The 12,088-nt window shown below is 67.8% G+C and carries 13 protein-coding genes; 4 read left to right on the top strand and 9 right to left on the bottom strand.

Annotated elements, in window-relative coordinates:
* Positions 1 to 73: 73 nt before the first annotated feature.
* A complete protein-coding gene (gene trxA / locus ABLE93_RS03780) occupies positions 74 to 394 on the top strand; it encodes a thioredoxin (protein WP_348838007.1) in 321 nt (106 codons plus the stop codon).
* 75 nt (positions 395 to 469) lie between these two features.
* On the opposite strand, the gene ABLE93_RS03775 is transcribed toward trxA, so the two are convergent.
* Both ABLE93_RS03775 and truA read right to left on the bottom strand, forming a co-directional pair.
* Entirely contained in the window at positions 470 to 814 is a 345-nt protein-coding gene (locus ABLE93_RS03775; protein ID WP_348838006.1) for a hypothetical protein, read from the bottom strand.
* Positions 815 to 1,013: 199 nt separating this feature from the next.
* Positions 1,014 to 1,751, bottom strand: coding sequence for a tRNA pseudouridine(38-40) synthase TruA (gene truA, locus ABLE93_RS03770; protein WP_348838005.1), 738 nt, complete (start codon positions 1,749 to 1,751; stop codon positions 1,014 to 1,016).
* Positions 1,752 to 1,781: 30 nt separating this feature from the next.
* Here truA and ABLE93_RS03765 point away from each other — a divergent pair, with 30 nt between their 5' ends.
* On the top strand, positions 1,782 to 2,015 hold the full coding sequence (locus ABLE93_RS03765) for a methionyl-tRNA formyltransferase (RefSeq protein WP_348838004.1): 234 nt from the start codon (positions 1,782 to 1,784) through the stop codon (positions 2,013 to 2,015).
* Here ABLE93_RS03765 and fmt read toward each other — a convergent pair.
* A complete protein-coding gene (gene fmt / locus ABLE93_RS03760; RefSeq protein WP_348838003.1) occupies positions 2,008 to 2,931 on the bottom strand; it encodes a methionyl-tRNA formyltransferase in 924 nt (307 codons plus the stop codon). The genes ABLE93_RS03765 and fmt overlap by 8 nt on opposite strands.
* Positions 2,932 to 2,956: 25 nt before the next feature.
* Entirely contained in the window at positions 2,957 to 3,475 is a 519-nt protein-coding gene (gene def, locus ABLE93_RS03755; RefSeq protein ID WP_348838001.1) for a peptide deformylase, read from the bottom strand.
* An 80-nt stretch (positions 3,476 to 3,555) separates the two neighbouring features.
* Here def and ABLE93_RS03750 point away from each other — a divergent pair, with 80 nt between their 5' ends.
* Complete coding sequence (locus ABLE93_RS03750; protein WP_348838000.1) at positions 3,556 to 4,716, top strand: DNA recombination protein RmuC; 1,161 nt, start codon at positions 3,556 to 3,558, stop codon at positions 4,714 to 4,716.
* A gap of 75 nt (positions 4,717 to 4,791) precedes the next feature.
* On the opposite strand, the gene ABLE93_RS03745 is transcribed toward ABLE93_RS03750, so the two are convergent.
* The 5 genes from ABLE93_RS03745 to ABLE93_RS03725 all read right to left on the bottom strand — a co-directional run bounded on the left by ABLE93_RS03745 (position 4,792) and on the right by ABLE93_RS03725 (position 11,380).
* Positions 4,792 to 5,514 (bottom strand): ABC transporter ATP-binding protein, encoded by a 723-nt coding sequence (locus tag ABLE93_RS03745; protein WP_348837999.1) that lies wholly within the window; start codon positions 5,512 to 5,514, stop codon positions 4,792 to 4,794.
* A gap of 10 nt (positions 5,515 to 5,524) precedes the next feature.
* The gene (locus ABLE93_RS03740) at positions 5,525 to 7,516 is read right to left on the bottom strand and encodes a branched-chain amino acid ABC transporter ATP-binding protein/permease (protein WP_348837997.1); all 1,992 of its coding nucleotides are present in this window, start codon (positions 7,514 to 7,516) and stop codon (positions 5,525 to 5,527) included.
* Positions 7,517 to 7,520: 4 nt separating this feature from the next.
* On the bottom strand, positions 7,521 to 8,420 hold the full coding sequence (locus tag ABLE93_RS03735; protein ID WP_348837996.1) for a branched-chain amino acid ABC transporter permease: 900 nt from the start codon (positions 8,418 to 8,420) through the stop codon (positions 7,521 to 7,523).
* Between the two features lie 292 nt (positions 8,421 to 8,712).
* The gene (locus tag ABLE93_RS03730) at positions 8,713 to 9,933 is read right to left on the bottom strand and encodes an ABC transporter substrate-binding protein (RefSeq protein ID WP_348837995.1); all 1,221 of its coding nucleotides are present in this window, start codon (positions 9,931 to 9,933) and stop codon (positions 8,713 to 8,715) included.
* 250 nt (positions 9,934 to 10,183) lie between these two features.
* Entirely contained in the window at positions 10,184 to 11,380 is a 1,197-nt protein-coding gene (locus ABLE93_RS03725; RefSeq protein ID WP_348837994.1) for an ABC transporter substrate-binding protein, read from the bottom strand.
* 137 nt (positions 11,381 to 11,517) lie between these two features.
* On the opposite strand from ABLE93_RS03725, the gene ABLE93_RS03720 reads away from it, so the two are divergent.
* Entirely contained in the window at positions 11,518 to 11,955 is a 438-nt protein-coding gene (locus ABLE93_RS03720) for a MaoC/PaaZ C-terminal domain-containing protein (RefSeq protein ID WP_348837993.1), read from the top strand.
* Positions 11,956 to 12,088 lie beyond the last annotated feature (133 nt).

Raw genomic sequence — 12,088 nt, 5'->3', positions numbered from 1 at the left:
GGGACGGGGAGGGGCTTCCTACGTTGACCTCAACATCCAGTGGTTTCCCCCGTTCTGCCCTACGAGGTATGTCATGGCCGTCGAGAAAGTTTCAGATCAGAATTTTGACCAGGACGTGCTGAACTCCAGCGCGCCGGTCATCGTGGACTTCTGGGCGGAATGGTGCGGCCCGTGCCGCATGGTCGCTCCCATTCTGGAGGAGGTCTCCGGCGAGATGGGCGAGAAGATCCGTATCGTGAAGCTCAACGTGGACGAGAACCCGCAGACCGCGTCCAAGTACGGCATCATGTCCATTCCGACCCTGCTGCTGTTCAAGGACGGCAAGATCGCCTCCCGCCAGGTGGGTGCCGCCCCCAAGGCGAAGCTCGTGCAGTGGATCAACGGCGCGATCTGATCGCAGCCGCCGGCGCAAACAAAAGCCCCGCCGTCGCGAGACGGCGGGGCTTTTGTATTTGGAAAATCGGAGAGACTAGAGCGCTGCCGTCGCGTGGCGCAGCCGCTCGCGCTGGGGACGGAAGGCCGACACCGGCTTCACCCGCCAGGGGCGGTCCAGGCACAACCCGGCCTCGTTCAGCCGCGCCGCCTCGGCTTCCGCCTCGGCAATCGTCGCGAAGCAGCGGGCCTCGCGGGGAAAGAAGGCCCCGCCGGGGATGATGAGGCCCGCCCCATCGTCGGTCTCGACGCGGGTGACGCTTCCATCAAAAAACACCCAGCCGCAAGGCGCCACGGGGACGGCGCGCGCCACCACATGGAGAGCGGCGAAGGGGAGGGGCCGACGCAGGGCGCCCCAGGAGGGAAGATGGAAACCGAACATGGCCTTGGTCCTTTCGTCCCCGATACGCGCCGGACGGTTGATCCGGCTCGGTGACTTGAAGAGGGAATGCCGCAGGGTCGCCTCGCGTTCCCACCTGCGGCACCTCGCCTGCCATGAATGTTAAAAAAGTGCACCGCCCGGCTTCCGCTTGGAAAATCAACGCTTAAGGCCCCGCTGACCGCAAAAGCGAGGCGTGGCCTCAATAGCTGACCGCGGCGAGGTAAAGCCCCGCTGCCGGTGCCATGGGACCGCAGCGGGTGCGGTCGGCGGCATGAAGCGCTGCCGCAAGGTCACCGGCGCTCCAGCGGCCTTCGCCGACCCGCATGAGCGACCCCACCATGGAGCGCACCTGATGGTGCAGAAACGAGCGGGCACAGGTGACGACGCGGATTTCGTCGCCGTCGCGGGTCACGTCCAGCTGGTCCAGGGTCTTCACCGGTGAGGCGGCTTGGCACTCGGCGGCGCGGAAGGTGGAAAAGTCGTGACGGCCAAGCAGAAGCTGCGCCGCTGCGTGCATGGCCCCGGCATCGAGCCTCTGGGGGATGCGCCACGCCCGGTCGCGGTCGAGAGCAAGGTCGGGACGGCGGTTAACGATGCGGTAAAGATAATGGCGCTTGGTTGCCGAAAAGCGGGCATCGAAGCTGTCCGGGACCCGCTCGGCAGACAGAACGGCCACCGGATGGGGACGCAGCTGCGCCGTCATGGCGTCGCGCACCGTATCGCTGCGCCAGTCTCGGGCAAGGTCCACATGAGCCACCTGCCCGGTCGCGTGCACGCCGGCATCGGTCCGCCCGGCGCCCGCCACCACCACATCCTCCCCGCAGAAGCGCCGGAACGCCGCGGTCAGCACGCCCTGCACCGTGGGCTGGTCCGCCTGCATCTGCCAGCCGGCGAAAGGGGTGCCGTCATATTCGATGATGAGCTTATATCGTGGCACGTCCCGATCATTCCTTGGGAGGCAATTGCCGTGGCACTGGTTGCAAACTTCATAAGGCAGGACAAGGAGATTGCGAGGATCCACGACAGGATCGACGCACACGTGGCGTCATTCGATATTGGCCAGGAGCGGCTCCTCCAAATCGACACCTTCGGCCGTGGCAGCCGCAAAAATCCCGGCAAAATCAGTCAGTCGCTCCAGTTGGACCGCCAGAGCGCGGAAAGTCTCTTCGCGATCTTGAAGGAAACCTACGGATTCAAATGAGACGGCTGCCGGCCGGTACAGCGTTGCCGCGCAGGAAAGCGTCGGCCGCGACGGCCTGCTTGCCGGCCTTCTGCAACTCGGTCAGGCGCACGGCGCCGCTGCCGCAGGCGATGGTGAGGCGGTCGTCCAGCGCCTCGCCCGGCGCGCCGGAGCCCTCCGCAAGGCGCGACCGCAGCACCTTCACCCGTGCCTCGTCCGGCCCGAAGGGGAACCAGGCGCCCGGGAAGGGCGAGAGGCCGCGGATGCGATCGTGGACCTCGGACGCCGGACGGCTCCAGTCGATGCGGGTCTCCGCCTTCTCGATCTTGGCGGCATAAGCGACGCCGGCCTCGGGCTGGGGGGTGAAGGCGAGGCCGCCCCGCTCCAGCGCGGCGAGGGCCCGTGCCATCAGGTCCGCGCCCAGCACCATCATGCGGTCGTGCAGTTCGCCGGCGGTCATGTCGGGCCCGATGGGAATGCGCTCCACGAGGCCCACGGGGCCGGTGTCGAGCCCCGCTTCCATCCGCATCACCGCCACGCCGGTCTCGCGATCGCCGGCCATGATGGCGCGCTGGATGGGGGCGGCGCCGCGCCAGCGGGGCAGCAGCGAACCGTGCAGGTTGAGGCAGCCGAGGCGCGGCCCGTCGAGGATGGCCTGGGGCAGGATGAGGCCGTAGGCCACCACCACCGCCACGTCGGCGTCATGGGCGCGGAACGCATCCGCCGCCGCCTCGCCCTTCAGGCTCTTGGGGGTGAAGACGGGCAGGCCGAAGCGCTCGGCCACCGCCTGCACCGGGGAGGGGGTGAGGTCGAGCCCGCGGCGACCGGCCGGGGCGGGCGCGCGGGTATAGACCGCCACCACCTCGTGGCCGCGGCCGACGATCTCGCTGAGGGTCGGCACGGCGAAGTCCGGCGTTCCCATGAAGACGATGCGCATTGGGCGTATCCGCTGCGGCGGGGCGTCAGGCCTCGGCCTTGTGCTTCGCCTGCTTGGTGAATTTCTTGATGACGCGGTCGCGCTTCAGCTTCGAGATGTGGTCGATGAACAGGACGCCGTTGAGGTGGTCGATCTCGTGCTGGACGCAGGTGGCGAACAGGCCCTCCGCCTCCACCTCCCGCATCTTGCCCTCAAGGTCCAGGAAGCGCACCGTCACCCGCGCCGGGCGCTCCACCTCCTCGTAATATTCGGGGATGGAGAGGCAGCCCTCGCTATAGACCGAGGTCTCCTCGGACGCGGCGATGATCTCGGGGTTGATGAGGGCAACCGGCTTCTTCGCCTCGCCCTCGCGCGCCACGTCGATGGTGACCACCCGCTTCTCGACCCCGACCTGGATCGCCGCCAGCCCGATGCCGGGGGCGCCGTACATGGTCTCGAACATGTCGTCCACCAGCTTGCGGATCTCGCCGTCGATGGTCTCGACCGCCGCGGAGGTGGTGCGCAGCTTGGGTTCGGGGATGATGAGGATGGGCCGGATCGTCATCGGAGCGAAATAAGCGAAGCGGCGGTTCCGGTCAACATGTTCGCCGTTTGTTCAAGACGGGAATCACGCTAGAAGACCCCATGCCGTATGTGCTCTTCAGCGTGGCGGGACGGCCCGTGACCCTGGCCGAGGCGACGGCGGTCGCCGCGGGGCTTCTGGCGCTGCTGGTCTTCCTGTCGCTCGTCTCGCTGGTGCGCCAGTCTCGGGCGCGGGCGGCTGCCGCCGCCGAGGAGGCGGTGCGGCGCGAGGAGATGGACCGCCGGCTGCGCGATCTCGCCCGCATCCAGGCGGAAACCTCCGGCCGGGTGCAGAGCATGACGGAGGTGCTGGCCCAGCGGCAGAGCGAATTGGCCCGCGCCGTCGCCGAGCGGCTGGACGCCACCTCGCACCGCCTCGGCGAGACGCTGTCGACCGCCGCACGCGCCACCCACGAAAGCCTGACGCGCATCGCCGAGCGTCTGGTGATGGTGGAGGCGGCCGAGCGCAGCCTCACCGATCTGTCGTCCCAGGTGGTCTCCCTGCGCGAGACGCTGGCCAACAAGCAGGCGCGCGGCGCCTTCGGTCAGGCCCGCATGGAGGCCATCGTCGCCGACGGCCTGCCGCGCGGCAGCTTCGCCTTCCAATACACCCTCACCACCGGCCGGCGACCGGACTGCGCCATCTTCCTGCCGGGCGATCCCCGGCCGCTGCTGGTGGATTCCAAATTCCCGCTGGAGGCCGTCACCGCCTTCCGCGAGGCGCCGTCGCCGGAGCACCGCAAGGCGGCGGGCCAGCGCCTGCGCGCGGACCTGCTGAAGCATGTCCACGATGTGGCCGAGCGCTATCTGGTGCCCGGCGAGACCCAGGACGTGGCGCTCATCTTCGTCCCGTCCGAATCGGTCTATGCCGAGATCAGCGAGCATTTCGATGCCGTGGTGCAGGAGGCCTATCGCCTGCGGGTGGTGCTGGTCTCGCCCTCGCTGCTGATGCTGGCGGTGCAGGTGGTGCAGGCCATCGCCAAGGATGCGCGCATGCGCGAGGAGGCCGACCGCGTGCGCGCCGAGGTCGCCGCCCTGGTCGCCGACGTGGACCGCCTGCGCGAGCGGGTGGGGGACCTCGCCAAGCACTTCTCCCAGGTGGGAGACGATGTCGCCCGCGTGCTCGTCTCCGCCGACAAGATCGCCCGCCGCGGCCTGCGGCTGGAGCAGCTGGACTTCGACAGCGCGCCGGCGCCCTCCGGCGCGCCAGCCGCCTCCGAGTGACGCGCGGGCGGCGGCCGTTCCATTCCTGCCGGGACGGCGCGCCGGATCGTCGCCCGCGGCTGACCGGTGCGCGGATCAGTGGGCGTGGCCGAGATAGGCGGCGCGCACGGCGCTGTCGTTGCGCAGCGCCTCCGCCGGGCCCTTGGCGGCGACGCGGCCGTTCTCCAGCACATAGCCGAAGTCGGCCACCTCCAGCGCGGCGGCGGCGAACTGCTCCACCAGCAGCATGGTGATCTTCTCGTCCTTCAGCCGCGCGATGGTCGCGAACACCTCCGCCACGAGGCGCGGGGCGAGGCCCATGGAGGGTTCGTCCAGGAGCAGAACGCGCGGGTTCAGCATCAGCGCGCGGGCCATGGCGAGCATCTGCTGCTCGCCGCCGGAGAGGGTGCCGGCAAGCTGCGCGCGGCGCTCGGCGAGGCGCGGGAAGAGGGTGAACATGCGGTCGAGGTCGCCCTCCACGTCGCCGCGCTCCCGCGCCCCGGTGAGGCGGGGGAAGGCGCCGAGCAGGAGGTTGTCCTTCACGCTCTGGGTGGGGAACACGCGCCGCCCCTCGGGCGAGTGGGCGAGGCCCTTCTTGGTGATCTTGAAGGAGGGCAGGCCGGTGAGGTCCTCTCCGCCCAGCCGCACCGTTCCCGATTCCGGGGCGATCATGCCGGAGATGGCGCGCAGCGTCGTGGTCTTGCCGGCGCCGTTGGAGCCGATGAGGGTGACGAGCCGGCCTTCCTCCACCTTGAGCGAGAGGCCGTGCAGCACCTTCACCTTGCCGTAGCCGGCGACGAGATCGTTCACTTCGAGCATGGCGATCTCCTCATTCCGCCGCAGTGGCGACGCCGCCGAGATAGGCCTCGATCACGCGCGCGTCGGCCTGCACCTGCGCCGGCTTGCCCTCCGCGATCTTCTGGCCGAAATCCAGCACCGTGACCGTGTCGCACAGGCCCATCACCACATCCATGTGATGCTCGATGAGCACGATGGTGAGGCCGGCGTGGCGCACCTTCTTGATGATGTCCACCAGATGCTTGATGTCCGGCGCGGTGAGGCCGGCGGCGGGCTCGTCAAGCAGCAGCAGAGCGGGGTCCAGCGCCAGCGCGCGGGCGATCTCCAAAAGCCGCTGCTTGCCGTAGGGCAGGTTGCGCGCCTCCTCGTTGGCGAGGTCGGCGAGGCCGACGAAGTGGAGCAGGCTCATGGCCCGCTCGCGCGCCGCCTTCTCCTCCCGGCGGATGCGCGGCAGGCCCAGCGCCACCTCGGCGAAGGTCGCCTGATAGGTGTGGTGGAGGCCCACCAGCACGTTCTCGATGAGGGTCAGCTCGGCGAACAGCTGCACGTTCTGGAAGGTGCGGGCGATGCCCTCGCCGGCGATGTCCGACGAGATCTTGCCGGCCATGTCCTGCCCCTTGAAGCGGACGGCGCCCATGGTGGGCACGTAGATGCCGGTGAGCACGTTCATCATGGTGCTCTTGCCGGAGCCGTTCGGCCCGATGAGGCCGTGGATGGTGCCGGGCTTCACCTCGATGGAGACCTGATCGAGGGCCCTCAGGCCGCCGAACTGCATCACCACGTTGTCCACATGCAGCAGTACGCCGTCATGGCCTTCGTGGGTGGCCGTCACCGCCTTGCCGTGGGTGTCGGCGTGGATGACGGCATGGGTCTGCACCAGGCTCGGCCAGAGCTGGGCGACGGCGCGCTTCAGGAAGCCGACGATGCCCTCCGGCAGGTAATAGACCACGAACAGGATCATCACGCCGAAGACGGCGAGCTTGTAGTCGGTGATCTTCTGCAGCAGCAGCGAGAAGGCGAAGAAGGCGAGGCACAGCACCACGGGAATGGCGTTGCGCACCCGGTTCTCCGGGTCCTTCACGAAGGCCCGCGCGCCGGCGATGACCGCGATCAGCGCGATGCCGCCGGCGATGTAGCGGAACAATTCGATGTCTGAGAGCAGGTTCGGCAGGAACACGATGATGACCGCGCCGAGGATCGGCCCGAGGCGCGACTTGCGTCCGCCCACCGTCACCGCCAGCAGGAACTGCACCGAGAGCTCGAAGCCGAAGTTGTTCGGCGCGATATATTGTTCCGAATAGGCGAAGAGCGCGCCGGCGAGGCCGGCAAGCCCCGCCGAGACCACGAAGGCCAGCACCTTGTGCTTGTAGACCGACACGCCCATGCAGTCGGAGGCGATGGGGCTGTCGCGCAGCGCCTCGAAGGCGCGGCCGAGGTGGGAGGCGAGGATGCGGTTGATGACGATGAGCGTCAGCACCAGAGCGAAGGCCGTGATGTAGTAATATTCCACTTCCTTCATACGCTTCAGCGACATGTCGAACAGCGGGATGGTGTCGCCGAGCCAGCGCAGGTCGAGGAACAGCGGGGTCGTGAGCTTGATGCCGAGGGGGCCGTTGGTGAGGTCCGTCATCTCGTTGATGAGGATCTGCACGATGGTGCCGAAGGCCAAAGTCACCATGGCGAGGTAGGGGCCGGTGACGCGCAGCGCCGGCAGCGCCAGCACCACGCCGAACACCGAGGCGACGATGATGGCGAGCGGCAGCGCCGGCCAGAAGCCGATGCCGAAATGCATGGCGAGGCAGCCGGCCGTGTAGGCGCCGATGCCGAGCAGCGCCGCATGGCCGATGGAGACCTCGCCCGTATAGCCGAACACCACGTCGAGCCCGAGCAGCAGGATCGAGAAGATGGCGATGGTGACGGTGAGGTGCAGGTAATAGGGGCTCGTCACCGCGAAGGGCAGGACGAGGAGGATGGCGAGGCCAATCAGCGGCCCGCCGGCGGAGAGAATGCGGCGCGCGAGCATGCCGTCAGACCTTCTTGATGGTGGCGCGGCCGAACAGGCCCGAGGGCTTCAGGGACAGCACCAGCAGCAGCAGGACGAGGCCCGGCACGTCCTTGTAGCCGGTGGAGATGTAATAGCCGGTGAGCGTCTCGGTGATGCCGAGGATGAGGCCGCCGACGATGACGCCCATGCCCGAGGACAGGCCGCCGATGATGGCCACGGCGAAGGCCTTCAGCCCCAGCACCGCGCCCATGGTGGCGCCGGTGAGGGTGACGGGGGCGATGAGCACGCCGGCGAAGGCGGCGGTCATGGAGGAAAGGGCGTAGGAAAAGGTGATGACGCGTCGCGTGTCGATGCCCATGAGGCCCGCCGCGTCGCGGTCGTTGGCGGTGGCCACCACCGCCTTGCCGAAGATGGAGCGGCGGTTGAAGATTTCCACCGCCAGCATGATGGCGAGGGCGCCGATGACGATGGCGATCTCCATGGGCTGGATGCGCACCGGCCCGATGGTGAGCGCCGCCTCCGGCAAAGGCGAAGGGAAGCGCAGCGCGTCGCGGCCCCAGATGTTTTCCGCAAGGTTGCGGAAGATGATGCCCAGCGCGATCGTCGCCATGATCCAGCCGGCTTCCGACTTCGCCTTCACCGCCTGGCGCACGCCCAGCCATTCCACCACCGCGCCCTGGGCGAGGCCGAAGGCGAAGACGATGGGCAGCATCAACAGATAGGCCCAGAGCGTGCCCAGCGCCTGGCCGATGAGGAAGTTGATGGTGGTGAGGCCCACCAGGGCCCCCAGCATCAGGGCCTCGCCCTGGCCGAAGTTCAGCGTCTTCGAGGTGGCGAAGGTGAGCTGGTAGCTGAAGGCGATGACGCCGTAGATCATGCCCACGGCGATGCCGCTCACGATGAGCTGCAGCAGGATGTTCATGTCGGTCTCCGGAAGGGTGCGCGGTCCCAGCGTCGCGGCGGGGTTCCGGGCAGGCCGGCCGCCGCGCTCCAGGCGCGGCGGTCCGAATGCTTCAGCTTGGCTCAGGCGGCCCGGGGGCCGGTCACGCCCTTCGCGCTGTCCGTCGTGCCGCCTGTCCCGGGGCATCGACCCCGGCTTCAGGCACCGGGCGGGCTACCCGGCGGCCGCGGCGATGCCCGCGCGGCGCACAGCGGAGCGCCGAAGGATGCTGGCCTGGGCGGTGCGGTCAGCCGCCCGGGGCCGGCCCTTCGCCTCAGTTCTTGGCCTTCACCCGCACCGCCTTGTCGCCGGCGATGTCTTCGGGATGGGCGGCGACGACGCGGCCGTCCTTGACGAGGCCGAACACCGGGATGTTCGAGGTGATGGCCTCGTGGTCGGTGGCGGAGAAGGGCTTGTCGTAGACGGTGACGACGCCTTCCACCTTGGTGGTGAGGTTCTCCAGCGCCTCGCGGACCTTGCGCCCGTCGGTGGAGCCGGCCTGCTTGATGGCGGCGGCCAGCAGCAGCACCGAGTCATAGCCCTGCGCGGCCGAGACCGGCGAGGGCATGCGGTCGATCTTGTAGGCGGCCTGGTAGGCTTCGATGAAGGCCTTGCGCTTCGCCGTGTCGGGGATCTGGATGAAGGTCTGCGGCATCATCGCGCCGTTGCCGTTCGCCCCGGCGGTGTCGATGAAGCTCGCCATGGAGAGCGTCCACGAGCCGATCATGGGCACCTTCCAGCCGAGCTTGGCCATTCCGTTGGCGATCTGCGCCAGCTCGGGGCCGATGGCGTAGGTGAGGACGACGTCGGCGCCGGCTTCCTTGGCGCGCAGCAGCTGCGCGGTCATGTCGGTGTCGCCGATGTTGAACTTCTCGGTGGCCACCGGCTTCACGCCGAGCCCGGCGAGGGCCTTCTCCAGGTCCTGCCGGCCGAGCTGGCCGTAATTGGTCGAGTCGGCGAGGATGGCCGGCTTCTTGAAGCCCTGCCGCTTCACCGCCTCCTCGGCGATCATGGCGCTCTGGATGGCGTCATTGGCGGAGGTGCGGAAGATGTAGTTGGTCTTGTTGTCCGGCGGCACGAACTGCTTGGAGATCAGCGTGCCGGTGGCGACGTTGTTGATGACCGGAATCTCGGCTTCCTGGTAGAAGCGCTGGGAGGCCAGGGCGACGCCGGTGTTGATGTAGCCGAGGGTGGCGACGACGCCTTCCTTGTTGATGAGTTCCTGGGCGATCTGCACGCCCACCTCGTTCTTCGCCTCGTCGTCGCGCTCGACGAGCTGCAGCGGCCGGCCGAGCACGCCGCCGGACTTGTTGACCTCTTCCACGGCCAGCTTCACGCCGTCGCGCATGCTCACGCCCATGGAGGACGAGCCGCCTGTGAAGGGGCCGCTGAGGCCGATCTTGATGGGGTCCGCGGCGAAGGCGCCGCCCGAAAGTGCAAAGCCAGAAATGGCCACGCCTGCGGCCAGCGCCGCAACCATGCTCCTCAGTCGCATCTTCTACTCCCTGTCGTCCCGAATTTTTCGGTGATTATACTTTAGTTGTGCCCAGCCCTGCGGTGAGGGGGACGATCTCAATCGTTTAAGCCAAAAGGGGAGGGAGTACCATACTGACGTAGGGTCAAGTATTCGCGCCGGAATCTCGCCGCGCGGCTGAGGAAGAAACTGGCGGACCAGACGACGCGCCGCCCGCCCTCGCCGCGCGGATCGACCGGGCGTGGGGGCGGGCGAGACGGGGTTCCGTCGGCTATTTCACGAGCGGGCAGTTGCCGTCCTTGAGGGGGCGGAACGCCTCCGCCGCGGGGATGGTCGCGAGGGTCTCGTAGAGATCCCAGCCGCCGGTGGACTGGGCGGGGGACTTCACGCGGAACAGGTACATGTCGTGCACCGCGCGGCCGTCGATGCGCACCTCGCCCTTGCCGAAGAGCGGATCGTCGATGGGCATCTCGCGCATCTTCGCCAGCACCGCCGTGGTCTCCTTGGTGCCGGCGGCCTGGACGGCCTTCAGATAGTGCATGATGGAAGAATAGACGCCGGCATGGACCTGCGTGGGCATGCTGCCGTTGAAGGCGCCGGCGAAGCGCTTGGCGAAGGCGCGGCTCTGCGGGTCGCGATCCCAGTAGAACGCCTCGCTCAGCACGAGACCCTGCGCCAGCTTGAGGCCGAGGGCGTGGATGTCGGTGACGAAGGTGAACAGGCCGGCCATGGACTGCCCGCCCTGGACGATGCCGAATTCCGAGGCCTGCTTGATGGCGTTGATCATGTCCTCGCCGCCGCTGGCGAGGCCCACCACCTTCGCGCCCGAGGTCTGCGCCCGCAGCAGGAAGGAAGAGAAGTCGCTGGTGCCGAGCGGGTGCTTGACCGAGCCGAGCACCTGCCCGCCCGCCGCCTTCACCATGGCCGCCGTGTCGCGCTCCATGGCCTGCCCGGAGGCCTGGTCGACGGCGATGAAGAACCAGCTCGTCCCGCCGCGTTCCACCATGGCGCGGCCGGTGCCGTGGGCGTTGGCCCAGGTGTCGTAGGTCCAGTGGATGGTGTTGGCCGTGCATTTCGAGCCGGTCAGATCGGCGGTTGCCGCGCCGGCATTGAGCTGGATCCGGTTCTTGTCCTTCACGATCTGGCTGACCGCGAGGGCGACGGGAGAGCCGGTGACGTCGGCAATCACGTCGACGCCGTCCTGGTCGATCCAGGAACGGGCGATGGTGGAGCCGATGTCGGCCTTGTTCTGGTGGTTGGCGGAGACGATCTCCACCACGATATCCTTGTTGATCTTGGCGAAATCTTCCACGGCAAGGCGCGCCGCAGCCACCGACCCCGGACCGGCGAGGTCGGAATATGGGCCGGACATGTCGCTCAGGACGCCGATCTTGATCTTGGTCTCCGCAAGTCCCGGCCCGGCGCACAGCACCAGTCCCAGGGCCAGTCCGCAAACGGACCCGCGCATGCGCATTCTCATCCTCCCTCAAGGCATCTGTTGGCGTATGGCTACGCGAAAATATATCAATCACATGCTATAAATTATGTCTAGTCATTGATATTTAAGTGGGTGAGCAGCGCGCGGATCGAGGCGGGAGGGGGGAGATGCAGGAGCTTAAGGTCGCGGTGGGCGACGAGACCGTCTTCTCCAAGACGGTGGGCGAGAGCGACGTCTATCTGTTCGCCGGCATCACCGGCGATTTCGCGCCGAACCATGTGAACGAAGACTTCATGGGGCGTACGCGGTTCGCCCGCCGGCAGGCCCATGGAGCGCTGATGGTGGGCTTCATGTCCACCGGTGCCGGCCTTATGGCGCAACGCACCAGCGATCCCGAGGGCGAGATCGCCCTCTCCGCCGGATACGACCGCATCCGCTTCACCGCGCCCGTCTATATCGGCGACACGGTGAGCGTGACCTATCGCATCACCGCCGTGGATCATACGCGCCGCCGCGCCACCGCCGATGTCCGCATCGTCAACCAGGACGGCACGCTGGTGGCGGTGGCGACCCACGTTCTGGCCTGGGTGCCCGCGGCGGGCTGACTGATCGGCGTTGGCGCAAAAATATATCAAGTCATTGACATTAAAATTGGTGCTGCCTATCGTCCCGGCACATCCGGCGGACAACGGCCGGAGACGGGGGAAACGCGAAGGGCAGGCCGGCGGACCGGTCAGC

Source organism: Xanthobacter pollutisoli (genome assembly GCF_040044995.1).
In the GTDB taxonomy this organism is placed as follows: Bacteria; Pseudomonadota; Alphaproteobacteria; order Rhizobiales; family Xanthobacteraceae; genus Xanthobacter.
This window is presented reverse-complemented; position numbering and strand designations above follow the sequence as displayed.

Bases quoted from the DNA above. Each gene is read 5' to 3' on its own strand.
- trxA (WP_348838007.1), top strand. From the start codon at position 74: ATGGCCGTCGAGAAAGTTTCAGATCAGAATTTTGACCAGGACGTGCTG.
- ABLE93_RS03775 (WP_348838006.1), bottom strand. From the start codon at position 814: ATGTTCGGTTTCCATCTTCCCTCCTGGGGCGCCCTGCGTCGGCCCCTC.
- fmt (WP_348838003.1), bottom strand. From the start codon at position 2,931: ATGCGCATCGTCTTCATGGGAACGCCGGACTTCGCCGTGCCGACCCTC.
- def (WP_348838001.1), bottom strand. From the start codon at position 3,475: ATGACGATCCGGCCCATCCTCATCATCCCCGAACCCAAGCTGCGCACC.
- ABLE93_RS03750 (WP_348838000.1), top strand. From the start codon at position 3,556: ATGCCGTATGTGCTCTTCAGCGTGGCGGGACGGCCCGTGACCCTGGCC.
- ABLE93_RS03745 (WP_348837999.1), bottom strand. From the start codon at position 5,514: ATGCTCGAAGTGAACGATCTCGTCGCCGGCTACGGCAAGGTGAAGGTG.
- ABLE93_RS03740 (WP_348837997.1), bottom strand. From the start codon at position 7,516: ATGCTCGCGCGCCGCATTCTCTCCGCCGGCGGGCCGCTGATTGGCCTC.
- ABLE93_RS03735 (WP_348837996.1), bottom strand. From the start codon at position 8,420: ATGAACATCCTGCTGCAGCTCATCGTGAGCGGCATCGCCGTGGGCATG.
- ABLE93_RS03730 (WP_348837995.1), bottom strand. From the start codon at position 9,933: ATGCGACTGAGGAGCATGGTTGCGGCGCTGGCCGCAGGCGTGGCCATT.
- ABLE93_RS03725 (WP_348837994.1), bottom strand. From the start codon at position 11,380: ATGCGCGGGTCCGTTTGCGGACTGGCCCTGGGACTGGTGCTGTGCGCC.
- ABLE93_RS03720 (WP_348837993.1), top strand. From the start codon at position 11,518: ATGCAGGAGCTTAAGGTCGCGGTGGGCGACGAGACCGTCTTCTCCAAG.